Raw genomic sequence first — 22,581 nt, 5'->3', positions numbered from 1 at the left:
GCGGAAAAGCCTCCAGCCATTCAGTTTCCCTCAGCGATGAGGCGGTTACAGCAAGGGCTTGAGCGCCGGCCAGGCATTATCCAGCAGCACGGCCTGTGCGTCCTGAGTCGGGTGAATGCCATCGGCCTGCATCATCCCCGGCACACCACCGACACCCTCGAGGAAGAACGGCACCAGTGCAACCTGCTTCTGCTCGGCCAGGTCAGCGAACACCTGGGCAAAAGCCGTGGTGTAGCGAGCACCATAGTTCGGGGGCAGGCGCATTCCCAGAAGCAGCACTTTGGCACCGGCCGACTGCGAGGCGTCGATCATCGACGCAAGATTCTGTTGCAATTGTGCGGGGGGCTGGCCACGCAGGCCGTCGTTGCCGCCCAGCTCGATGATGACCAGCTCCGGCTTGTGTTCGGCAAGTAGCGCAGAGAGCCGTGCGGCGCCGCCTGCGCTGGTGTCGCCGCTGATCGAGGCATTAACTACGGAGTGCTCGAAACCCTCTTCCCGAAGGCGTTTCTCCAGCAGCGCGACCCATCCCACCCGGCTATCCAGGCCAAAAGCGGCGCTGATACTATCGCCGACCACAAGCAGGGTGCCTGCAACCGCTCCCTGAGCCCAGAACATCAGGGTCAAGGCACCACTGAGCCACCATGCACGCATTTGGAATCTCCATGACTTCGAGCATTCTCGCTGCGCGGAACCTTAGCAAAGTGGTCAGCAGCGCGGAAGGCGAGCTGACCATCCTCCATGATCTCGATCTCGAACTGAGCAAAGGCGACAGCCTGGCCATCGTCGGTAGTTCCGGGTCCGGCAAATCCACCCTGCTCGGGTTGCTCGCCGGCCTCGACCTGCCCAGCGGCGGCGCCGTGCTGCTGGCCGGCAAGAACCTCAGCGAACTCGATGAGGACCAGCGTGCGCGCCTGCGCGCCGAGCATGTCGGCTTCGTATTCCAGTCGTTCCAGTTGCTCGACAGCCTCAATGCGCTGGAAAACGTGATGCTGCCGCTGGAGCTGGAAGGTCATGCCGATGCCCGCCAGCGCGCCCGTGCATTGCTCGAACGCGTAGGCCTCGGCCAGCGTCTGACGCACTACCCACGCCAGCTGTCGGGCGGCGAACAACAGCGCGTGGCCATCGCCCGCGCCTTCGCCGCCGAGCCGGACGTACTGTTCGCCGACGAACCCACCGGCAACCTCGACAGCCATACCGGCGAACGCATCAGCGACCTGCTCTTTCAGCTCAACCAGGAGCGTGGCACCACCCTTGTGCTGGTCACCCATGACGAACGCCTGGCACACCGTTGCCAGCGCCTGATCCGCCTGGAAGGCGGGCATCTGATCGATCGCGTGGAGCCCTGATGAAACGCGTGCCCTTCGCTCGCCTGTTTTCGCTCGCTGCCCGCCAACTGCTGCGCGACGCCCGCGCCGGCGAGTTGCGGGTGCTGTTCTTCGCCTTGCTGGTCGCTGTGGCAGCCAGCAGCGCTATCGGCTATTTCGGCGCGCGCCTGAACGACGCCATGCTGCTGCGCGCCAGCGAATTTCTCGCCGCCGACCTGCGCCTGAGCGGGAGCTCGCCGGCCAGCCAGGAGCAGATCGATGCCGGCCTCAAGCTGGGCCTGGATCATGCCCAGGCGGTGGAGTTTTCCAGCGTGGTCGCCGCAGCGGATGGCATTCAGCTGTCCAGCGTCAAGGCAGCCAACGACGCTTACCCGCTGCGCGGTGAATTGCGAAGCGCAGCCGAGCCCTACGCATCAGAGGAAGTGGGTTCCGGCCCGCGCCCGGGAGAGGTCTGGGCCGAGGCACGCCTGATGGTCGCGCTGAACCTGAAGATAGGGGATGAGCTGGAGATCGGCGCCAAGACTCTGCGTCTAAGCCGCGTGCTGACCTATGACCCGGACACCGCTGGCGATTTCTATAGCCTGACTCCGAGGGTGCTGATGCACCTGGACGACCTCGCTGCGACCGAGGTCGTGCAACCCGGCAGCCGTGTGCGCTTTCGCGAACTCTGGCGCGGCGATGCCGACGCACTGGCAGCCTACCGTCAGGCCGTCGAAGCCGGCCTGGAACCCAATCAACGCCTGGACGATGCGCGTGATGGCAATCGCCAGGTCGGTGGCGCACTCGGCCGCGCCGAACGTTATCTGAACCTGGCCAGCCTGGCGGCGGTGCTGCTCGCCGGTGTCGCGGTGGCCCTGTCTGCCGCACGCTTCGCGGCGCGGCGCTTCGACGCCAGCGCCCTGCTGCGCTGCCTCGGTCTATCACGGCGCGAAGCACTGGCGCTGTTCGGCCTGCAATTGGCGCTGCTCGGGCTGATCGCCAGCGTGCTCGGCGCGCTGCTCGGCTGGGCCGGTCAGCACGTGCTGTTCTACCTGTTACGCGGTCTGATCCCCGATGATCTGCCACCTGCCGACCTGTGGCCCGCTCTCGCCGGAATGGCCACCGGCCTCGTAGCGCTGGCCGGCTTCGCCCTGCCGCCGCTGGCGGCTCTTGGGCGCGTGCCGCCGCTGCGCGTGCTGCGCCGCGACATGCTGCCGGTGCCGGCGGGTTCCTGGCTGGTATACGGCGCGGCGCTGGTCGCGCTGGGCCTGATCATGTGGCGTCTGAGCCTGGACCTGCGCCTGACCCTGGCACTGCTCGGCGGTGGCCTGCTGGCGGCGGTAGTGCTTGGCGGCCTGCTGTTGCTCGGCTTGCAGAGCCTGCGCCGCATGCTGCAGCGCGCCGCGCTGCCCTGGCGTTTGGGTCTTGGACAACTGCTGCGCCATCCATTGGCCGCCGCTGGCCAGTCGCTGGCGTTCGGCCTGATCCTGCTGGCCATGGCGCTGATCGCCCTTCTGCGTGGCGAGCTGCTCGACACCTGGCAGGACCAGTTGCCGGAGGATGCGCCCAACCACTTCGCCCTCAACGTGCTGCCGGCAGAACGCGATGCCTTCGCCGCACGCCTAGCCGAACTATCGCCACACCCGGCGCCGCTGTATCCGGTGGTGCCCGGTCGGCTGATCATGATCAACGACGAGCCGGTGCGCCAACTGGTGACCAAGGAAAGCCGCGGCGAGCGCGCCATCCAGCGCGACCTGAGCCTGACCTGGGCCGAAGAGCTGCCATCGGACAACCTGATCACCGCCGGCAATTGGTGGGGCGCGGCGCACGCCAGCGAACTACCTGGCGTTTCCGTCGAGGCCGAGCTGGCTGAAAGCCTGCAGTTGAAACTGGGCGACCGCCTGCGCTTCAATGTCGGCGGCATCGAGCGCGAAGCGCAGGTCAGCAGCCTGCGCCAGGTGGACTGGGACAGCTTCCAGCCCAACTTCTACATGATCTTCGAGCCGCAGACCCTGCAGGACCTGCCCGCCACCTACCTGACCAGCTTTTACCTGCCACCCGGCCAGGACGCGGAATTGGTCACCCTCAGCCGCGCCTTCCCCAGCGTCACCCTGCTGCAGGTCGACGCACTGCTGGCGCAACTGCGCAGTATCCTCACCCAGGTCACCCTGGCCATCGAGTACGTGCTGCTGTTCGTACTCGCCGCCGGCATTACCGTGCTCCTGGCCGGACTGCAGGCCACGCTGGACGAGCGCATTCGCCAGGGTGCGTTGCTGCGTGCCTTGGGCGCCGAGCGCAAGTTGCTGATCAGCGCCCGCCGTGCCGAGTTCGGTCTGCTGGGCGCTGCCGCCGGCCTGCTTGCCGCGCTGGGCTGCGAGCTGGTGAGTTTCCTGCTCTACCGTTATGCCTTCGACATGAGCTGGCAGCCTCACCCCTGGTTGCTCCTGCTGCCCGTGATCGGCGCGCTGCTGATCGGCCTGGCCGGCGTACTCGGCACCCGCCGCGCTCTGAATGCCAGCCCCCTGAGCGTATTGCGCGAAGGCTGAGCCTGGAGGAAGGGGTTTGCTAGACTGGCGCCCCTTTGCCCCTCTAAGAGACACCATGAGCCGCTATCGCCCCCCTCGCCCCGCCGGCACGCCCTTGATCACGCCTGAAGGCGAAGCGCGCCTGCGCGCCGAGCTGCACGAGCTGTGGCATGTGCGCAGGCCACAGGTGACGCAATCGGTCAGCGAAGCGGCGGCCCAGGGCGACCGTTCGGAAAACGCCGAGTACACCTACGGTAAGAAGATGCTGCGCGAAATCGACAGCCGCGTGCGCTTTCTCACCAAGCGCCTGGAAAAGCTCAAGGTGGTCAGCGAAAAACCGTCCGATCCGAACAAGGTGTACTTCGGCGCCTGGGTCACCATCGAAGACGAGGACGGCGAACAGTCACGCTACCGTATCGTCGGCCCTGACGAGCTGGATCTGAAGCAGGGCCTGATCAGCATCGACTCGCCACTGGCGCGCGCCCTGGTCGGCAAGGAACTGGACGCCGAGGTTCGCGTGCACAGCCCCAGTGGCGAGAAGACCTGCTACATCGTCGAGATCGACTATTCCTAGACACTGCCCCGCCCTACGTCAGCATATTAGCGCCGGGTAATCAGCCCCTGACGCGCCACACGCACCAGCTCACCTACGGTTTGCGCCAGATCCTCGGCGCACGGGGCCTGGATCACCGCCAGGTCGAAGCTGTCCCGCGCGAAGCGGCTCAGCGATTCGCCGTTCTGTACGAACTGGATGCGAAACGCACGCGACCCGGCCCAGCGCTTGGGCCAGCCTTCGAGATAACGCAGCAAGGTGGGCTGATGGCTACCGCCGAGCAGCACGCGCGGATTGCGCAGCAGCAGGCCCGAGGTGATGGGCGCCAGGCGAATAAGGGGTTGGGGACAGATCATGGTCGAGTCTCCGCCTCGAGAATCCCGCTGGGCAGCGGTGGGAGGCGACACCGAACCAGCGCTTTAGCGGAATTTCAGGTGCTGATGACAACACCCTGTGGCGCCCCGCAAGTAGCTGTTTAAATCGGCGCAGGGCGCATCCTAGAGAAGCCCACGGCAAACTGTCAAGGCGCGCTCCGCTGCCAGCCTGACCTTTGATTGGCCGACGGCCCACGCGCCGCTATGCCGGTCCCCCGAAACCCTCGCCATCCGTCCTCGGACAGCGCAATGTGCGGCCATGCGCGTGCTACGGTGTGTCGGCACGTAACAGAACTTAGCCGACGTTATCGGCACACGATAGGCTCAGTAGCAAGCAAAGTACCGGAATAGAGGCCTTACGCAAAAATGCTGGGCAATGGCATGTTTCCTGCCATCGTTCTTGCGCCGTACGTGCCACGGGATGGGTGCGATCGCCTGGCAGGAAGCTTTCCAATCAATCCATCGAGAGCGCCCATGAAGAACAATAAAACCCTGCTCGCCCTCTGCCTCGGCGCCGGCCTGCTCGCCAGCGGCCAGACCCAGGCCGCCTGGTTCGGCTCCTCAGGCTACACCCAGACCCAATATCCCATCGTCCTCGGCCACGGCATGCTCGGCTTCGACAGCATCTTGGGCATCGATTACTGGTATGGCATTCCGGCCGCCCTGCGCCGTGACGGCGCCAGCGTCTATGTCACCGAAGTCAGCCAGCTGGACACTTCGGAAGCGCGCGGCGAGCAATTGCTGCAGCAGGTCGAGGACATCGTCGCCATCAGCGGCAAGGGCAAGGTCAACCTGATCGGCCATAGCCATGGCGGCCCGACCACGCGCTACGTCGCTGCGGTGCGTCCGGACCTGGTCGCCTCGGTCACCAGCGTCGGCGCACCGCACCGGGGCTCAGCCACTGCCGACTTCCTCAAGGGCATCAGCGATGGACCCACCGGCCCGGTCGCCACCCCGCTGCTTGCGGGCATCGTCAATGGCCTGGGTACGCTGATCAACTTCCTCTCCGGCAGCTCCAGCACCACGCCGCAAAATGCCCTGGGTTCGCTGGAATCGCTCAACAGCGAAGGCGCAGCGCGCTTCAACGCCAAGTTCCCGCAGGGCATTCCCACCAGTGCCTGTGGCGAAGGGGCCTATAGCGTGAACGGCGTGCGCTATTACTCCTGGAGCGGCACCAGCCCGCTGACCAACGTGCTCGACCCCAGTGACCTGCTGATGGGCGCGTCCTCGCTGACCTTCGGCAACGAGGCCAACGACGGCCTGGTTGGTCGCTGCAGCTCGCGCATGGGCCAGGTGATCCGTGACAACTACCGGATGAACCACCTCGACGAGGTCAACCAGACCCTGGGCCTGACCAGCCTGTTCGAGACCGATCCGGTGACGGTCTACCGCCAGCACGCCAACCGCCTGAAGAACGCCGGGCTCTGAACTGCTGTTGCTCGCAGGGTGCGCACAACGCACCCTGCGAGGTATCAGCGCTGAGCAACGGTTCGGATCGCGATCCGACGTCTTACTGGAACCTGCCGTGAAGAAAGCCCTGTTCGCCCTGCCTCTACTGATCGCCGCCAGCCTGGCGTTGATGCTTTATCTACAACCCGGGCACCAGCCCACTCAACTCCCTTCTCCCGCCGCCGTGATGGCGCCGCCATCCGCAGCAGAGCCGACTGCCGAGACCACAGCGCCGCGCAGCGAAGACAGACCGAACAAGGCTGCCAGGCTGGCCCTGCCCAGCTCCTTTGTCGGCACCGAAGTCGACGGCAGCTTTCGCGTCGATGCTGCCGGCAATCTGATCGTCAGCGAGGATATCCGGCGGATCTTCGATTACTTCCTCGCCAGCATCGGCGAAGAAAGCCTCGATGCCAGCGTTTCGCGGCTACGCAAATACATCGACAGCCGGCTTCAGGAGCCATCGCGAGCCCGTGCCCGGACGCTGTTGGAGCAGTACCTGAGCTACAAGCGTGAGCTGGTGCTGCTTGAGCGTGACCTGCCGCAAATGGCCAGCCTGGATGCCATGCGCCAGCGCGAGAGCGCCGTACAGGCCTTGCGCGCGCGCCTGTTCGACAACGAGACGCACCTGGCCTTCTTCGCCCGCGAGGAAGGCTATAACCGCTTTACTCTGGAGCGCCTGGCCATCCAGCACGACGCCCGCATGAGTCCCGAAGAAAAAGGCATTGCCGTCGACCGCTTGCGTACCTCCCTGCCCGAAGAGCTACAGGACGCCGTACTGCCGCAACTGCAACAGGAACTACGGCAGAACACAGCGCGGCTGCAGGCCGAGGGCGCCAGCGCAGCGCAGATCCGCCAGATGCGCCAGCAACTGGTCGGTGCAGAAGCCACCACGCGTCTTGAGGCGCTGGATAGCCAGCGGGAGAATTGGCAGCAACGTCTGGGCGACTACATCGCCGCGAAAGCGCGTATCGAGGCCAGCGAAGGCCTCAGCAGCGGAGACAAGCGTGCAGCGATCGAGGCTCTGGCTGCAGAACGTTTCGATGAGCGCGAACGCCTGCGTCTGGATGCCGCCGAACAGTTGGCGGCGAGCAAGAAGCAGTAGCGTCAGGCGCTGTCGCGCATCACCAGTTCGAAACCGACGTCGATACAGTGCTGCTCCGGCGTTTCACCGCGCATCAGCGCCAGCAGCATGTTCGCCGCCAGCTCGCCGATACGACCGCGCGTGGTGCGCACCGTGCTCAGAGCAGGATGCATCCAGGCCGCCGCCGGCAGATCGTTGAAGCCGGCGATAGCCAGGCGTCCCGGCACGTCCAGGCCCAGCTGGCGCGCACGGAACAGCGCGCCCATGGCCAGGTCGTCGTTGTTGAAGAACACCGCATCGATCTGCGGTTGCTGCGCCAGCAGGCGATCGAGCAACTCGGCGCCCAGGCCGATCGACGACAGCTGCGGCGTCAGCAGCTCCAGCGCCGGATCATGGCGATTGAGGTACTGCATCACCTGGCGATAGCCCTCGGCGCGCTGCAGGGTACGCGGGTCGAGCTGCGCCGCGGCGAAGGCGACGTGACGATAACCGCGCTGCACCAGGGCACGGGTCATGGCAGCGCCGGCCTCGACCTGCGAAAAGCCGACGCAGTAGTCCTCCGGCTCTTCGCTCAGCTCCATCAGCGTCACCAGCGGGCAGCTGCTGGCACCGAGGATTTCACGCGCCGCATCGCTGCGCTCGAAGCCGGTGACCAGCATGCCCGCCGGCTGGTGCGCCAGGTAGGAACGCAGCAGGCGCTCGTCCTCCTCGACCCGGTAGTGGCTGACGCCGATCATCATCTCGAAACCGGCCGGCATCAACACGCGCTGGATGGCCTCGACGGTATCGACGAACACCGAGTTCGACAGCGACGGAATCACCACCGCCACCAGGTTCGAGCGCGAACTGGCCAGCGCCCGCGCAGCCGGATTGGGCACGTAGCCCAGCGCCTGCGCAGCCCGCATCACCTGTTCACGCAGCGCATCGGACACCCGCCCCGGCTGCGACAACGCGCGCGAAGCAGACATCAGCGAGCAACCCGCAGCCTTGGCCACATCGGATAGGGTGACGCGTTCAGCGGACCGGCGACGGCGTTGAGTCATAGCGCCTCCATTGTTTACCAGCGGGCGATTCTACCAGCCCCGCCAGTGAATAAAGCGCGGGACACGCCGCCCGGGGTAGCGCCACCATGCAAGGAGCGTTACCACCTGCGTGCCCCGCTAAACCTCGAACCTGACCAGCTTTGGCTGTGCGCTACCTGGCCTGAGCCTGAGCAAGTTCTTGCAAAGCTTTGCTGCGCTCCAGCCCTCTCACATAAATGGGCGAGGGGGCCAAGCGCGCAGCCTTAACTGAACAGCATTGCTTACAAAGCAGCCTTCTCGGCTCCGGCCTGAACCTGATCGAACAGCTGCTGGCCGACCGTGTCGACGACCTTCTGGATCGCCGGCGCGGCCTGGTCACGCATGCGCTGTACTTCGGCCGGCTCCACTTCGTTGATCTGCATGCCCTTCTCCTTTAGCTCGGCCAGGGCGCGAGCTGCTTCCTCGCGGGTGTCCTTACGCTCGAAGTCGCGTGCCTTCTTGGCCGCCTCCAGCAGGATGTTCTGCTCGGTCTGCGATAGGCCGTCCCACCAGCGCTTGGACACGGTGACAATCCACGGGCTGTACACGTGGTTGGTTACGGTCAGGTACTTCTGCACTTCGTAGAACTTCGAGGAGAGGATGGTGTTGAACGGGTTTTCCTGGCCGTCGACCGCCTTGGTCTCCAGCGCGGTGAACAGCTCGGAGAACGGCAGCGGCACGGCGTTTGCGCCCATCAGCTTGAAGGTCTCAAGGAATACCGGGTTGGGCATCACGCGCAGCTTGACCCCGGAGAAGTCCTCCAGCTTGTTGATCGGACGACTGTTGTTGGTCAGGTTGCGGAAACCGTTCTCCCAGTACACCAGGCCGACCAGCCCCTTCTCTTCCAGCTTGTCCATGACCTGGCGACCGACCGGACCGTCCAGTACCACATCGGCCTGCTCGGCGCTGCTGAACAGGAACGGCGTGTCCCACACCGCCATTTCCTTGGTGATGCCCACCAGCGTTGCGGTGGAGCCGACCATCATTTCCTGCGCACCGCCAATCAGCGCGCTCTGCATCTGATCATCGGAACCCAAGCTGGCGGCACCGAAGGTACGCACCTTGAGCTTGCCGTCGGAGGCCTTGGCCACCTCCTCGGCGAACAGCTTGGCCGCGCGGCCCTGGTTGCTGTTCTCGTTGAGGCCGTAACCGAAACGGATCATGCGCGAACGCACGTCATCGGCGTGAGCGGTGAAACTGGCGAGCGGGCTGCACAGCATGGCAGCGGTGAGGATGGCGAGCAGCGGACGTTTCATTGGGTCTACCTCTTATTGTTGTGGATGTTGCCGGCGCGCCAACGCCGGTGGGTCAACTCAGCGCAACCAGGCCAGCGGCACGGTGACGATGGCGGGGAACGCCACCAGCGCCACGACGATGGCCAGATAGATCAGGAAGAACGGCATGACGCCGCGCACCAGCACCTCCATGCGTAGCTTGCCGATGCCTCCGACGACGTTGAGCACCGTGCCGACTGGCGGAGTGATGAGGCCGATGGAGCCGATCAGCACGAACATCACGCCGAAATACACCGGATCGACGCCGGCCTTGATCGCGATGGGCGCGAGCACCGGGGCCAGAATCAGGATGGTCGGGGTCAGGTCCAGCACCATACCCACTGCGATCATCAGCAGCATGATCGCCAGCACCAGCAACCGCGGATGCTCGGCCAGCGGCCCGAGCATGGCGCCGATCTCGTCCGGCAACTGCGCCAGGGTAATCATGTAGGCCGATACCGTGGCGGCCGCGCAGAGGAACATCACCGACGCCGTGGTGCGACTGGCGCGGGTCAGGGTTTCCATCAGGTCGCTCCAGCTCAGCTCACGGTAAAGCAAGGTGGACACCGCCAGCGCATAGACCGCCGCGACCACGGCCGCCTCGGTAGGCGTGAAGATGCCGAAGCGCAGGCCGCCGACGATGATCACCGGCAGCATCAGCGCCGCCACACCGTCGATCAGCACCCGGCGCCGCTCGGCGGCACTGGCCTTGGGCGGCGTCGGCTCGGTGAAGCCACGCGCGATCAGGGTCCAGGCGATGATCAGACCTGCGCCCATGATCAGTCCCGGCACCAAGCCGGCCATGAACAGCTGGCTGATGGATGTATTGGTGACCACCCCGTAGATCACGAAGGGCATCGACGGCGGAATGATCGGCGCGATGATGCCGCCAGCGGCGACCAGGCCAGCCGAAGAATGCACTGGGTAACCACGCTGACGCATCATTGGCAGCAGCAAGGTGGCGAGCGCCGCGGTATCGGCCAGGGCCGAACCGGACATGCTGGCCAACAGCACGGCGGCCGCGATGGCGACGTAGCCGAGGCCGCCGCGCAGGTGACCGAAATAGGCCTGGGCCATGGCGATGATGCGCCGGGAAATACCGCCGGCGTTCATCAGCTCGCCGGCCAGGATGAAGAACGGCACCGCCAGCAGCGGAAAGCTGTCGGCACCAGCGAGCAGGTTCTGCGCCAGCAATTGCACGTCCCAGAAGTCCAGGTACCACATCAGCACGGCCGCGGTGAGGATCAGGGCGAACGCAATGGGCATGCCGAATGCCATGAACCCCAGCAGGGACGAAAGAAATACCGCGACAGTCATCGGCAGGTCCTCGGTGGGCAGTGCCCGTCTTGTTGGAATTGGGGCAGCATTATTCGACGTGAGCCTGGGTCAGCGTTACCTGTGGCGCACGCCGCCAGAGGTTGATCAGTTGCACCACGGCGAGAATCGCCAGCACCAGCATGCTCGCCAGCACCGGCAGCATGGCTAGCACCACGGGGTATCCGACCACCGTACTGACGTTGCCCCAGCCGAACTGCACCTGATTCCAGGCGCCCCAGGCCGAGAGCAGGCTGGCCCCGGCAACCAGCATCCAGCTCAGCGAATCCACCAGGCGTTGCGCCAGCAACGGGAAGCGGTCGCGGATCATGCGAAAGGTCATCAGCTCGCCACGGCGCATGCCGGAGGCCACGCCGACGAACACCAGCCAGACGAAGGCCAGGCGCGACAGTTCCTCGGCGCCCGGCCAGCCGGTGCCGAATGCATAGCGCAGCACCACGTTGGCGAACACGGCCACCACCATGAACGCCATCAGAACGGCCATCAGGCCATCGGTCAGGCGGTCGAACAGACGCGCGATACGGCCCTCATAGATTGGCTCGGCACCCAGTTGCGCCGCCTGGTTAGCGCTATCAATCTCGCTATCGAGAACATCCTGAGCTTCGCTGGAAACCGCCTCCGTGGCATCGCGGCGCACCCAGGCCTGGATTTCGGCCACTACAACTTGCCGGGGCTGCTGCGCATCCACGACCCGTACATGCGGCTCACCCGCCGGGCTTTCGAGAGTGGCGAACTGGCTGTCGACCAGGGAGATCGGCATGAAATGTCCGGGCCGGGCACCGACACGCTGCACCGCAGTGGCGTGGTCGATATTCAGGTGAACGAACTGCAGGCCGGGAATGGCCTGACGCAGGCGCTCACGGTAGGCACGCTTGAGCGCCGAACAGGCCAGCACGAAACACTCGCCGGCGGCCTGCGCTGCCAGCATCTGCTCGCACAGCGCATCGAGCCAGTGGCGGCGATCCTCGTCGCTCAGCGGGATACCCGCACGCATGCGCTCGACGTTTTCGGCAGGATGGAAATGATCGGCTTCGATATGGCGCCAGCCCAGTGCAGCTGCAACCGCCTGGCTGATTTCGCTCTTGCCGGAACCACTGACCCCCATGACCACGAGCGTGGTGCGGGCAGGCAGTGCGGAAGGCTGCTGTTGCATGGGAACTCCATGGGCACCATCGAGGTGGGCCGCTCATTGTTTGAGCCGGATGTTAGCGCTATCCAAAACGTTCGACAATCCCCCGTTTTCAACATTTTTTGCGGCATTGCCGGGCGACCTGCGTCCAACTGACGCAAAACTTCGCCGGCCCGGGTCAGCCACGAAGCCCGGCCGAGCCATTAACCGAAGACAGGGTCGCGACTCGACCTGGCGGTTCCCAACCCGCCTGAATACGGCTAGAGTCGCATTCATTCAGGGCTCGCCCGTGCACTTCAGGGCGAACCGGCAAAACAACAAAAGGCTGCGAGCCAACGCACCATTGGAAGGAGTGCCCATGAGCATCCATTCGCCCGGGGCCTGCCCCAGCGATCTCACTGCTTTCGTGGCCGATCATTTTCCGGAACGCCGCATTCATCCGGACGAACAGATCGCCCGTTCCTGGTACCGCAGCGTGATGCAGCATCGTCTCGATCCACATGGACAGGGCGAGAAGCATGTGTTGACCGCAGAGGAATTGCGCGAACACCAGCGCTCGCATCAGGACTACCTGAGCATCGCCGGTCAGGGTGTCACCGGCCTGGCCAAGCGCGTAGTACCGGCCGGCTTCGCCGTGCTGCTCAGCGACGAACACGGCGTTACCCTCGATACCCGCCTGCCGCTACAATACGAACTCTATACCCAGGCCGGGCTGATCGTCGGGGCCTGCTGGGACGAATCCACGGTCGGCACCAATGGCATCGGCACCGCATTGGCCTCGCGCCAGGCCATGACCATTCACCACCAGGAACACTTCCTGGTTTCCAACTTCCGCCTGAGCTGCTCGGTGGCGCCGATCTACGACGCACAGAACCTGCTGCGCGGCTGCCTCAACGCCACCTGCCTGAACAGCGCCGGCCCCAAGGAGGCGCAGTACCTCACGTTGCAGTTGGTGATCATGTACGCGCGGATGATTGAGAACGCCAGCTTCCGCCAGCGCTACCGCGACCGCATGACGCTCTCGGTGAAATCCCACGATGACATCAGCGACCTGGCCAACGAGCAGTTGCTGGCCCTCGATGAACAGGGGCGGATCATCGGGGCCAACCATGCGGCCTTCGTCAGCTATCAGCAGGAACGCCAGATCGACCTGCTCGGCAGCCGTATCGACCAGTTGCTCCCGGCTGGGGTCGACGAACTGCTGAGCCTGAGCAACGGCGGCGCGCGCAGCCTCAACCTGCGCACCCTGCAGGACGACGCGCCGGTCGGCGTCAGCCTGCGCGTCCCCGCTGTCCAGCCGCAAACGCGCGCCCGCCCGGCGTCTGCCAACAGCAGCGAACATCCCGACCTGCAACGCCTGGGCGGCAACGATCCGCGCCTGCAGGACGGCGTGCGCCGCCTGCGCAAGTTACTGGACAAGGACATCCCTATCCTCATCACAGGGGAAACCGGCACCGGCAAGGAAGCCTTCGCCCGCGCCATCCACCAGGCCAGCGCGCGTGCCCGCGGCCCCTTCGTGGCACTGAACTGCGCGGCGATTCCGGAAAGCCTGATCGAAAGCGAGTTGTTCGGCTATCGCGGCGGCAGCTTCACCGGCGCCAACAAGAAGGGCATGAAAGGCAAGCTGGAACTGGCCAATGGCGGCACCCTGTTCCTCGATGAGATCGGCGACATGCCGGCGCATCTGCAGACCCGTCTGCTGCGCGTGCTGGCTGAGCGCGAGATCTTCCCACTGGGCGCCGAAACTCCGCTGCCGCTGGATGTGCAGTTGATTTCCGCCACCCACCAGGACCTCGCGCAGATGATCGCCAGCAAGGCATTTCGCGAGGATCTGTTCTACCGCCTCAACGGCATGCCTCTGGCCCTGCCTGCACTGCGCGAGCGCAGCGATCGGGATACGCTGATCGACAGCCTGCTGCGCAACCACGGCCCATTGCGGCTGACCGACGCGGCGCGCCAGCGTCTACTCGAGCACCCCTGGCCCGGCAATATTCGCCAGTTGTCCAGTTGCCTGCGTTATGCCGCGGCACTGGCCGAGGATGGTTGTATCGACCTGGACTGCCTGCCGGCCGAACTGCAGCAGCCTGCCCTGCCCGGCGCGTCTGTGCAGGCGCACGAAGGTCGCCTCGTCAGCCGCCTGGAGAATGACGAAGCACGCCATCTGCAGGCAGCGCTGCGCGAACACCACTGGAATATCAGCGCCGTGGCCGAGGCCTTCGGCGTGGCCCGCTCGACCCTGTATCGCAAGATGAAGAAGTATGGGATCGTGCAGCCCAATGCGCTGTTTTGAGCTGATTGCTCAGCCACGGGTCCTGATCGCTCCCACGCTCCGCGTGCGTGCCATCAAAATCAGCGATGCGCCGCTATTGGGGCAAAAGAGCTTCGCGGACAAGTCCGCTCCCACAAGATGACCGTGCCGCATGCTCGCGTAGGAGCGGCTTCAGCCGCGATACCTCGGTTCCATGCAGATGGGAGCCATCAGATCAGCGATGCGCCTCTGTTGAGGCCAAAAGCTTCGCGGACAAGTCCGCTCCCACGATATGAGTGCTGGCAGCTCACTGTCCTGTGGGAGCGGACTTGTCCGCGAAAAAAATCCCTGCCTCGCCAACAGCACCAGCGCCTGTTCCTGCAGACAAAAAAGAGCGGGCCAGCACTGACGCACCGGCCCGCCCAAAGGTCACTCCTTATTCCTGTGCGTAGATCACATGGGTGTGGGTGTACTCGTACAGCCCATGCTTGCCATCTGCGCCGCCGATCCCGGACTTGCGCGTACCGGCGTGGAAGCCCTGCATCGCCTCGAAGTTCTCGCGATTGATGTAGGTCTCGCCGAAGTCCAGCTCGCGGCTGGCCTTGAGCGCGGCGCTGAGATTGCGGGTATAGATCGACGAGGTCAGGCCATACTCGCTGTCGTTGGCGCGGGCGATGGCTTCGTCGAGATCATCGACGATCTGGATCGGCAGCACCGGGCCGAAGATTTCCTTGCGCATGATCTCCATGTCGCTGGCGCAGCCGGCCAGCACCGTGGGCTGGTAGTGGAAGCCTTGACCCAGGTCGGCCACCGCACCACCAGTCATTACCTGCGCGCCCTGCCCGACCGCGGTGCGCACCATCTGCGCGACCTTGTCGAGGCCGGCCTGGTTGATCAGCGGGCCCATGTCCAGATCGGCCTGGGCGGACGGGTCACCATACCGGGTCGCCGCCATCGCCGAGGCGATCTTGTCGATAAACTGGTCAGCCACCTTGCGCTCGACATAGACGCGCTCGGCGCAGTTGCACACCTGCCCGGTATTGATCACCCGCGAAGCCTTGATGGCGTTCACCGCCAGGTCCAGGTCGGCGTCGGCCAGGACGATGGCCGGCGCCTTGCCGCCCAGTTCCAGGTTGAGCTTGGTGATATGCGGCGCAGCGGCGGCCATGATCCGCGAACCGGTACCAACGCTGCCGGTGAAGCTGATCAGATCGACACCGGCATGGCTGGTCAGCGCACTGCCCGCGCCAGCGCCCGTGCCGCCGACGACGTTGAACACGCCAGTCGGCAGGTCCACTTCAGCCACCAGCTTGGCGAACTCGAAGCAGTTGATCGGGGTTTCTTCGCTGGGCTTGATCACGATGGTGTTGCCGGTCAGCAACGCCGGCGCCATCTTGCGGGCGATGAGGAAGAACGGGAAGTTCCACGGCAGGATGCCGGCCACCACGCCCAGCGGCTTGCGCAGCAGGAAGATGTGCTCGCCGGCACGGTCGCTGGTCAGCACCTCGCCTTCCAGGCGGCGCGCCCACTCGGCCATGTAATCGAGGTAATCAGCGGTGAAGTTGACCTCCACCTCGGCCAGCGCCGGCACCTTGCCGCCTTCGCGGGTGATGATTTGCGCCAGGCGCGGGGCGTTGGTGCGCACCTTCTCGGCGATGCGCCGCAGGTAGCCGGCACGCTCGATGGCCGGCCTGGCGGCCCAGCCTTTCTGCGCCTTGCGTGCGGCGGCGATGGCGCAGTCGACCTGCTCGTTGCTGGCCTCGGGAATGCGCGCCAGCAGGTCGCCGGTAGCCGGGTTGCGCACTTCGATCAGCTTGTCGCTGCCGACGAAGGCGTTGTCGATGTAGTTCTGGTAAGTGGTTTCGCTCATGGTCGCTCTCGCTATACGGAGTGGGCGGACGAGCGCATGCCAGGCCGGCATGCGCCCGCGGGGCACCTCTAAAAACTACCTGCGTTGCCATCGCTGCGTTAAAAACAGGCTCGGGCGCGAGTCCGATCAAAATGCTCATTTACAACTCGTAAAGTCGAACGCGACTCCGACCGTTTTTCGCCTGTTCTTGCCTTGCGCTGGCTGCCTCACCTACGTTTTTAGAAGCGCCCCGTATGGGTCAGTTGGCGCTGAATTTCTTCCAGGCGTCGCCTTCTTCCTGAAGGTCGTGGGCGCGCTTGATCAGGTACTGGTGAATCTGATCGACCTGCTTGGCATCGAAGGCCTCGGCGAACGACGGCATGCCGTCCGGCACGCGGCCGCCGTAGAGGATGCCGAGGAACATCTGGTGCTTCTCCGGCGCCATCTTGCGCAGATCAGGCAGCACGCCGCCGCTGACGGCATGGATGCCGTGGCACTGCGAGCAGTAGCTGTCGTACAGCTTGCCGCCCGCCTTGACGGTTGCCGCATCGCCAGTCAGCGCTGGTGGCTTCGGTGCATCGGCCAATGGCGCCGGCTCCTGCAGCTTGGCGGTACCGCCGAGCTTGTAGGTCAGCACTTGGGCGTAGGGCTGCACGCCGGCACGCAGCGACAGGGCACCGGCGAAGGTGGAGAACGCGCCGCCCCAGCCGGCCATGAAGGTGACGTACTGCTCGCCGTCCACCGAGTAGGTGATCGGCGCGGCCATCACGCCACTGGCGGCGGGTTGCTCCCAGAGTTTCTTGCCGTCCTCGGCGGCGTAGGCGATCACCCGGCCATCGGCGCTGCCCTCGAACACCAGGTTGCCGGCGGTGCTCAGCGTGCCGCCGTTGAAGATGGTGATGTAGGGCACTTCCCAGGCGGCCTTCTGCTTCACCGGATCCCAGGCGATCAGCTTGCCGGACCAGGACCTGGCCATCTCCAGCAGGCCATCCGGGCCTTCCGGCATCATGCCGGTGCGCAGGCCGAGCTGGTACATGCTCTTGAACGGGTTGCGCGCCGGCGCCTCCGGGATGTGCTCGTAGTAGGCGGACATGATGTGCGCCGGGATGTAGACCAGGCCGGTCTTGGGGTTGAACGACATCGGATGCCAGTCGTGCGCGCCCCAGAACGCCGGAGTGACCAGCTTGCGCTTGCCGTCCTTCCAGTAGGCGGCGGCCTCGTCGTCGACGATGGGCCGGCCGGTCTTCATGTCGATGCCCTTGGCCCAGTTCACCGGCACGATGTTCTCGGCCGACAGCAGCTCGCCGGTGGCGCGGTCGATGACGTAGAAGAAGCCGTTCTTCGGTGCCTGCATCAGCACCTTGCGCTCTTTGCCGTCGATCTCCAGCTCGGCGAGGATCATGTGCTGCGTGGCGGTGAAGTCCCAGGCATCGCCCGGCGTGGTCTGGTAGTGCCAGGCGTACTCACCGGTGTCGGCATCGACGGCGACGATGGACGACAGGAACAGGTTGTCGCCCTTGGCCTCGCTACGCCATTTCGGATCCCACAGCGAGCCGTTGCCGACGCCGATATAGAGCAGGTTCAGCTCCGGGTCGAAGGCGAAGGAGTCCCAGGCAGTGCCGCCACCGCCCTGCTCGGCGAAGGCATCGCCGTGCCAGGTCTTGGCGGCGATTTCCATGGCCTTGTCTTCCGGCGGCAGCTTGGGGTCGCCTGGCACGGTGTAGAAGCGCCAGGCCTGCTTGCCGCTCTCGGCATCGTAGGCGGTGACGTAGCCGCGCACGCCGAACTCGGCGCCGCCGTTGCCGATGATGACCTTGCCATTGACCACCCGCGGCGCGCCGGTGATGGTGTAGCTGCGATTGTGGTCGGAGCGGGTATCGACCGACCAGACACGCTGGCCGGTCTTGGCGTCGATGGCCTCCAGGCGGCCGTCGAGCACGCCGACGTAGACCTTGCCCTTCCATACCGCCACGCCGCGGTTGACCGCATCGCAGCAGGCCTCGCCGGCGCGATTGCGGTCGGATTTGGGGTCGTACTTCCACAGCAGCTTGCCGTTGCGCGCGTCCAGTGCGTAGACCACCGAGAATGGCCCGGTGGTGTACATCACGCCATCGACGACGATGGGTGTGGCTTCAACGCCGCGGTCCAGGTCGAGCTTGTAGCTCCAGGCCAGACCCAATTTGTCGACGTTCTGCTGGTTGATCTGCTCCAGCGGGCTGTAGCGCTGTTCGTCGTAGGTGCGCCCGTGGCTCATCCAGTTACCGGGCTCCTGGTCGGCGGCGATGATGCGCTTGCCATCGACATCGGCGGCTTGCGCGGCCTGGCAGAAACCGGCCAGTAGCAGCGCTGCGACCAGGGCAGTACGGGGAAGACGCAAGGTGGCTTGCCTGTCGAGACTCGAGCGGGCGACAGGCATATTGAGGCCAATCGAACTCATGGTTTTTCTCCAGTTCTTGTTGTGACCACGAACATGATTTCGCGGCTTGCCAGTGCTGGAGCAACGCCTGTGCCAGAGCCGCCTCGATCGCTACGCCCCAGCATTTGCGGGGCCTTGCCGGATTTTCCGGGAGAAGGGCCATGGGACTGATGCGCAACAGGTGTAGCGCCGATCGCTGCAGCTGTTGCAGCGACGCTACAGCGGCAGGCCGCTAGTGCATGGCAAATGCGGGATACAAAATCAGCCACTTCGCGGGCACATCAGCGGGGCTGCCCTGCTACCCTGCACGGCTCGATCCAGAGCCTTCGGCGCGGCAAGACAGCGCGGCGCAGGCCTGCGACCAATGCACCATTACCGACATCGAAGCTGTAGGGAGCCTTCCAGCGATGGCCAGTGTTTTCGGGGCAACTCAGGTATGGCATGCGCGCGCCTCGCTGGTGGTTTGTCCAACCTGGCACGACCTATGGATGTCCGTTGTTCCAGCGGTTTTCTGGCTGCTCGGCGCCGCGCCGAGACTGCCACTGCTCTGCCGCATTGATGACCGACCGCACCTGCAAGACGGTACCCACAAGAAAAATCTGAAAAGGATCGCTACATGCGCCTCAAGCTGACCTGCATCGCCCTGCTGCCGGGCCTGACCTTGGCCGACCAGACGCCCTACCAGATCGATGAGCTGGTGATCACCGGCAGCCGCTACCAAGCCAGCGGCTGGCAACTGCCCTTTTCCGTCAACCGTATCGATGCCGAGCAGGCGACGCTCGGCAAGCCCGGCGTCAACCTCTCCGAGGCGCTCGGCAGCGTTCCCGGGCTGGTGGTGCAGAACCGCCAGAACTATGCGCAGGATCTGCAGATTTCCTCACGCGGTTTCGGTGCCCGCTCGGCCTTCGGCATCCGCGGCATCAAACTGCTGGCCGACGGCGTGCCGCTGTCCAACCCCGACGGCCAGGGCCAGGCGGCCACCTTCGATCTCGACACCCTGGAGCGCATTGAGGTGCTGCGCGGGCCGTTCGCCAGCGTCTACGGCAGCAACTCGGGCGGCGTGATCCAGCTGTTCTCGCGCGATGGCGAAGGTGCGCCCAAGGTAGCCGTCGACACCTCACAGGCCGCCTACGGCACCAGTCGCACCCGGGTCTCGGCCGAGGGCGGCAACGACAAGGCCGGCTTCATCATCAACCGCTCGCATTTCGAAACCGATGGCTACCGCGACCACAGCGGCGCGATCCTCGACAAGACCTTCGCCAAGCTGACCCTGTACCCGGACGATGTCAGCAAGCTGAGCCTGAGCTTCAGCGAGCTGGACCAGAACGACACCCAGGACCCGCAAGGGCTGACCTGGGATCAGGTGCGCAGCGACCGCCGTGCGGCAGCGCCTAGCGCCCTGCAGTTCGATACGCGCAAGACCGTTGACCATCGCCAGTTCGCCCTCAACTACGAGCGCAGCTTCGCTGCCGGCACCTGGCAAAGCACGGTCTATAGCGGTACGCGCCGGGTGATCCAATACCAGTCGATTCCCGTTGCGGTGCAGGGCAATCCGTCGCACTCCGGCGGGGTGATCGACTTCGAGCGCCGCTTCCACGGTATCGGCAACCGCTGGATTCAGTCGTTCGACCTGGGCAGCAGCCTGCTGACCGTCACTACGGGTCTGGATTACGACTACTCGCGCGATGATCGTCAGGGCTACGAGAACTTCGTTGGCAGCACCCTTGGCGTAAAGGGCGATCTGCGCCGCGACGAACGCAACGAGGTCGCCAGCCTCTCGCCCTATGTACAAGCCGCCTGGCAGCTGGGCAAGCTCCAGCTGCAGGCTGGCCTGCGCCACAGCGAGGTAAAATTCGAGGTGGATGACCATTTCATCCAAGGCGACAACGGCGACGACAGCGGCTCGGTCACCTACCGCAAGCTGACCCCAACCCTGGGCGCCAGCTATGCGCTGCTGCCGGATGTGAATATCTACGCCAGTTGGGGCAAGGGCCTGGAGACACCTACACTCAACGAGCTTTCCTACTCCGGGCCTGACAACACCTTCGGCTTCGACCTGAAACCGGCCACCAGCGAACAATTCGAAGTCGGCCTGAAAGCCCATCTCGCCGACGCCACCAGCCTGCAACTGGCGCTGTTCCAGATCGATACCGATGACGAGTTGGTGGTCGAATCGGCCAGTGGCGGCCGCAACACCTTTCAGAACGCGGCCCAAACCCGCCGACGTGGCCTTGAGCTGTCCCTGGAAAGCCATTTGAGCGAAACCCTACGCGCCAACCTCGCCTACACCCATATCGACGCGACCTACAGCAAGGACTTCAGCAGCCGCGGCGAGGTGATCGAGAGCGGCAACCATTTGCCCGGCATCCCCACCAGCACCCTGTATGGCGAGCTTGCCTGGAAGCCGGTCGACTGGTTCAGCACCGCCGTCGAAGGCCTGTATCGCAGCAAGCTCTACGTCGAGGACAGCAACAGCGCCAAGACGGCGCCCAGCTACGCGCTGTTCAACTGGCAGGCGCGTTTCGAGCAGAAGACCGGCGCACTCACCTTCAACCAGGTGCTGCGTATCGACAACCTGCTGGATCGTGAGTACATCGGTTCGGTGATCGTCGGCGACAGCAATGGCCGCTACTACGAGCCCGGCCCGGAACGCGCCTGGTATGTCGGTGCTGGCGTGCAGTATCAGTTCGAGTGAACTCGGGAACACCAGGGGTATTGGGGGCATTGTGGGAGCGGACTTGTCCGCGAAGCCTTGTCTGGAAAAGCTTCGCGGACAAGTCCGCTCCCACAAAAACCGCGCCGCGCTACAAACTGCGCGCAATCACCATCCGCTGCACGTCGCTGGTGCCTTCGTAGATCTGGCACACCCGCGCATCGCGGTAGATGCGCTCGACCGGGAAGTCCGTGAGATAGCCGTAGCCACCCAGGGTCTGGATCGCCGCCGAGCACACCCGCTCGGCCATCTCCGAGGCGAACAGCTTGGCCATCGACGCCTCGGTCAGGCACGGCTGGCCCGCTTCGCGCAGGCTGGCAGCGTGATGCACCATCTGCCGCGCCACGGCGATCTGCGTGGCCATATCGGCCAGACGGAAAGCCACCGCCTGATGCTCGATGATCGGCTTGCCGAAGGTCACTCGCTCATGGGCGTAATCGCGCGCCGCCTCGAACGCGGCGCGGGCCATGCCCACCGCTTGTGCGGCGATGCCGATGCGACCGCCCTCGAGGTTGGCCAGGGCAATGCGATAGCCCTCGCCCTCCTCGCCCAGGCGCAGGCTCGCAGGAATGCGTACCTCATCAAACTGGATCTGACAGGTATCGGAGGCATGCTGCCCGAGCTTGTCCTCCACACGCACGACCGAGAAACCCGGCGTATCGGTGGGCACGATAAAGGCGCTGATACCCTTCTTGCCCGCTTGCGCATCGGTGACGGCGAAGACGATGACCATGCCGGCGTGATTGCCTGATGTGATGAACTGCTTGGCACCGTTGAGCACATAGTGGTCGCCATCACGCCGCGCGCGGGTGCGCAGGTCGCTGGCGTCGGAGCCGGCCTGCGGCTCAGTCAGGGCGAAGGCACCAAGCATGCTGCCCTCGGCGAGCGGGCGAAGAAAGCGCTGCTTCTGCTCCTCGCTGCCGTACTTGAGGATCGGCATGCAGCCCACCGAATTGTGCACGCTCATGATGGTGGAACAGGCGCCATCGCCCGCGGCGATCTCCTCCAGAGCCATGGCGTAGGCCAGGTGGCCGGTCTCGGCGCCGCCCCACGACTCGGGCACCAGCATGCCCATAAAACCCAGCTGGCCCATCTCGGCGATGGCCTCGGTGGGGAAACGATGCTCACGGTCCCAGTCGGCGGCGAAGGGTTTCAGCCGCTCCTGGGCGAACTGGCGGGCCATGTCACGGATCAGGATCTCTTCTTCATTGGGTAGCATGGCTGGCTCCGGTAGTGCGGTTCGATCAATCCGTGGGAGGCGCTTTAGCGG

Annotated in this window: 16 protein-coding genes; 7 read left to right on the top strand and 9 right to left on the bottom strand. The window is 64.8% G+C overall.

The window, feature by feature from the left end; translation table 11 throughout:
• Window positions 1–45 precede the first annotated feature (45 nt).
• The gene (locus tag B2U07_RS09580; RefSeq protein WP_275545226.1) at window positions 46–651 is read right to left on the bottom strand and encodes an arylesterase; all 606 of its coding nucleotides are present in this window, start codon (window positions 649–651) and stop codon (window positions 46–48) included.
• Window positions 652–662: 11 nt separating this feature from the next.
• On the opposite strand from B2U07_RS09580, the gene B2U07_RS09575 reads away from it, so the two are divergent.
• Genes B2U07_RS09575 through greB form a run of 3 tightly spaced genes read left to right on the top strand, consistent with a single transcriptional unit; the run spans window position 663 to window position 4,403 of the window.
• Entirely contained in the window at window positions 663–1,346 is a 684-nt protein-coding gene (locus B2U07_RS09575; protein WP_275545227.1) for an ABC transporter ATP-binding protein, read from the top strand.
• Complete coding sequence (locus B2U07_RS09570; protein WP_275545228.1) at window positions 1,346–3,850, top strand: ABC transporter permease; 2,505 nt, start codon at window positions 1,346–1,348, stop codon at window positions 3,848–3,850. Before B2U07_RS09575 ends, B2U07_RS09570 begins: the two co-directional genes overlap by 1 nt.
• A 55-nt stretch (window positions 3,851–3,905) precedes the next feature.
• Complete coding sequence (greB, locus tag B2U07_RS09565; protein ID WP_275545229.1) at window positions 3,906–4,403, top strand: transcription elongation factor GreB; 498 nt, start codon at window positions 3,906–3,908, stop codon at window positions 4,401–4,403.
• Window positions 4,404–4,429: 26 nt separating this feature from the next.
• On the opposite strand, the gene B2U07_RS09560 is transcribed toward greB, so the two are convergent.
• The gene (locus B2U07_RS09560; RefSeq protein ID WP_275545230.1) at window positions 4,430–4,738 is read right to left on the bottom strand and encodes a class I SAM-dependent methyltransferase; all 309 of its coding nucleotides are present in this window, start codon (window positions 4,736–4,738) and stop codon (window positions 4,430–4,432) included.
• 492 nt (window positions 4,739–5,230) lie between these two features.
• Here B2U07_RS09560 and B2U07_RS09555 point away from each other — a divergent pair, with 492 nt between their 5' ends.
• Together B2U07_RS09555 and B2U07_RS09550 are read left to right on the top strand one after the other, a co-directional pair.
• Window positions 5,231–6,184, top strand: a complete 954-nt coding sequence (locus tag B2U07_RS09555; RefSeq protein WP_275545231.1) for a triacylglycerol lipase — start codon at window positions 5,231–5,233, stop codon at window positions 6,182–6,184.
• 97 nt (window positions 6,185–6,281) lie between these two features.
• The gene (locus tag B2U07_RS09550) at window positions 6,282–7,307 is read left to right on the top strand and encodes a lipase secretion chaperone (protein ID WP_275545232.1); all 1,026 of its coding nucleotides are present in this window, start codon (window positions 6,282–6,284) and stop codon (window positions 7,305–7,307) included.
• Between the two features lie 2 nt (window positions 7,308–7,309).
• On the opposite strand, the gene B2U07_RS09545 is transcribed toward B2U07_RS09550, so the two are convergent.
• The 4 genes from B2U07_RS09545 to B2U07_RS09530 form a co-directional block, all read right to left on the bottom strand.
• Window positions 7,310–8,329: a LacI family DNA-binding transcriptional regulator gene (locus B2U07_RS09545; protein WP_275545233.1), complete on the bottom strand. Its 1,020-nt coding sequence runs from the start codon at window positions 8,327–8,329 to the stop codon at window positions 7,310–7,312.
• A gap of 260 nt (window positions 8,330–8,589) precedes the next feature.
• Window positions 8,590–9,603 carry a TRAP transporter substrate-binding protein gene (locus B2U07_RS09540; protein ID WP_275545234.1) on the bottom strand — a complete coding sequence of 338 codons (1,014 nt, stop codon included), beginning with the start codon at window positions 9,601–9,603 and terminating at the stop codon, window positions 8,590–8,592.
• 57 nt (window positions 9,604–9,660) lie between these two features.
• Complete coding sequence (locus B2U07_RS09535; RefSeq protein ID WP_275545235.1) at window positions 9,661–10,938, bottom strand: TRAP transporter large permease; 1,278 nt, start codon at window positions 10,936–10,938, stop codon at window positions 9,661–9,663.
• Window positions 10,939–10,987: 49 nt separating this feature from the next.
• On the bottom strand, window positions 10,988–12,109 hold the full coding sequence (locus tag B2U07_RS09530; RefSeq protein ID WP_275545236.1) for a gluconokinase, GntK/IdnK-type: 1,122 nt from the start codon (window positions 12,107–12,109) through the stop codon (window positions 10,988–10,990).
• A gap of 334 nt (window positions 12,110–12,443) precedes the next feature.
• On the opposite strand from B2U07_RS09530, the gene B2U07_RS09525 reads away from it, so the two are divergent.
• Window positions 12,444–14,375 (top strand): sigma-54-dependent Fis family transcriptional regulator, encoded by a 1,932-nt coding sequence (locus tag B2U07_RS09525; protein WP_275545237.1) that lies wholly within the window; start codon window positions 12,444–12,446, stop codon window positions 14,373–14,375.
• Between the two features lie 394 nt (window positions 14,376–14,769).
• Here B2U07_RS09525 and aldA read toward each other — a convergent pair whose 3' ends face one another.
• Together aldA and B2U07_RS09515 are read right to left on the bottom strand one after the other, a co-directional pair.
• Entirely contained in the window at window positions 14,770–16,203 is a 1,434-nt protein-coding gene (gene aldA / locus B2U07_RS09520; protein ID WP_275545238.1) for an aldehyde dehydrogenase, read from the bottom strand.
• A gap of 238 nt (window positions 16,204–16,441) precedes the next feature.
• Window positions 16,442–18,619, bottom strand: coding sequence for a PQQ-dependent dehydrogenase, methanol/ethanol family (locus tag B2U07_RS09515; protein ID WP_275545239.1), 2,178 nt, complete (start codon window positions 18,617–18,619; stop codon window positions 16,442–16,444).
• Between the two features lie 595 nt (window positions 18,620–19,214).
• Between B2U07_RS09515 and B2U07_RS09510 the strand changes: the two genes are divergently transcribed.
• On the top strand, window positions 19,215–21,293 hold the full coding sequence (locus tag B2U07_RS09510) for a TonB-dependent receptor (RefSeq protein ID WP_275545240.1): 2,079 nt from the start codon (window positions 19,215–19,217) through the stop codon (window positions 21,291–21,293).
• Between the two features lie 109 nt (window positions 21,294–21,402).
• On the opposite strand, the gene B2U07_RS09505 is transcribed toward B2U07_RS09510, so the two are convergent.
• Entirely contained in the window at window positions 21,403–22,530 is a 1,128-nt protein-coding gene (locus tag B2U07_RS09505) for an acyl-CoA dehydrogenase family protein (protein ID WP_275545241.1), read from the bottom strand.
• Window positions 22,531–22,581 lie beyond the last annotated feature (51 nt).

The sequence above is a fragment of the Pseudomonas sp. UBA7530 genome (assembly GCF_002479365.1).
In the GTDB taxonomy this organism is placed as follows: Bacteria; Pseudomonadota; Gammaproteobacteria; order Pseudomonadales; family Pseudomonadaceae; genus Aquipseudomonas.
Note: the sequence above shows the minus strand (reverse complement) of the source record. Positions and strands in the feature narration are given on the sequence as shown.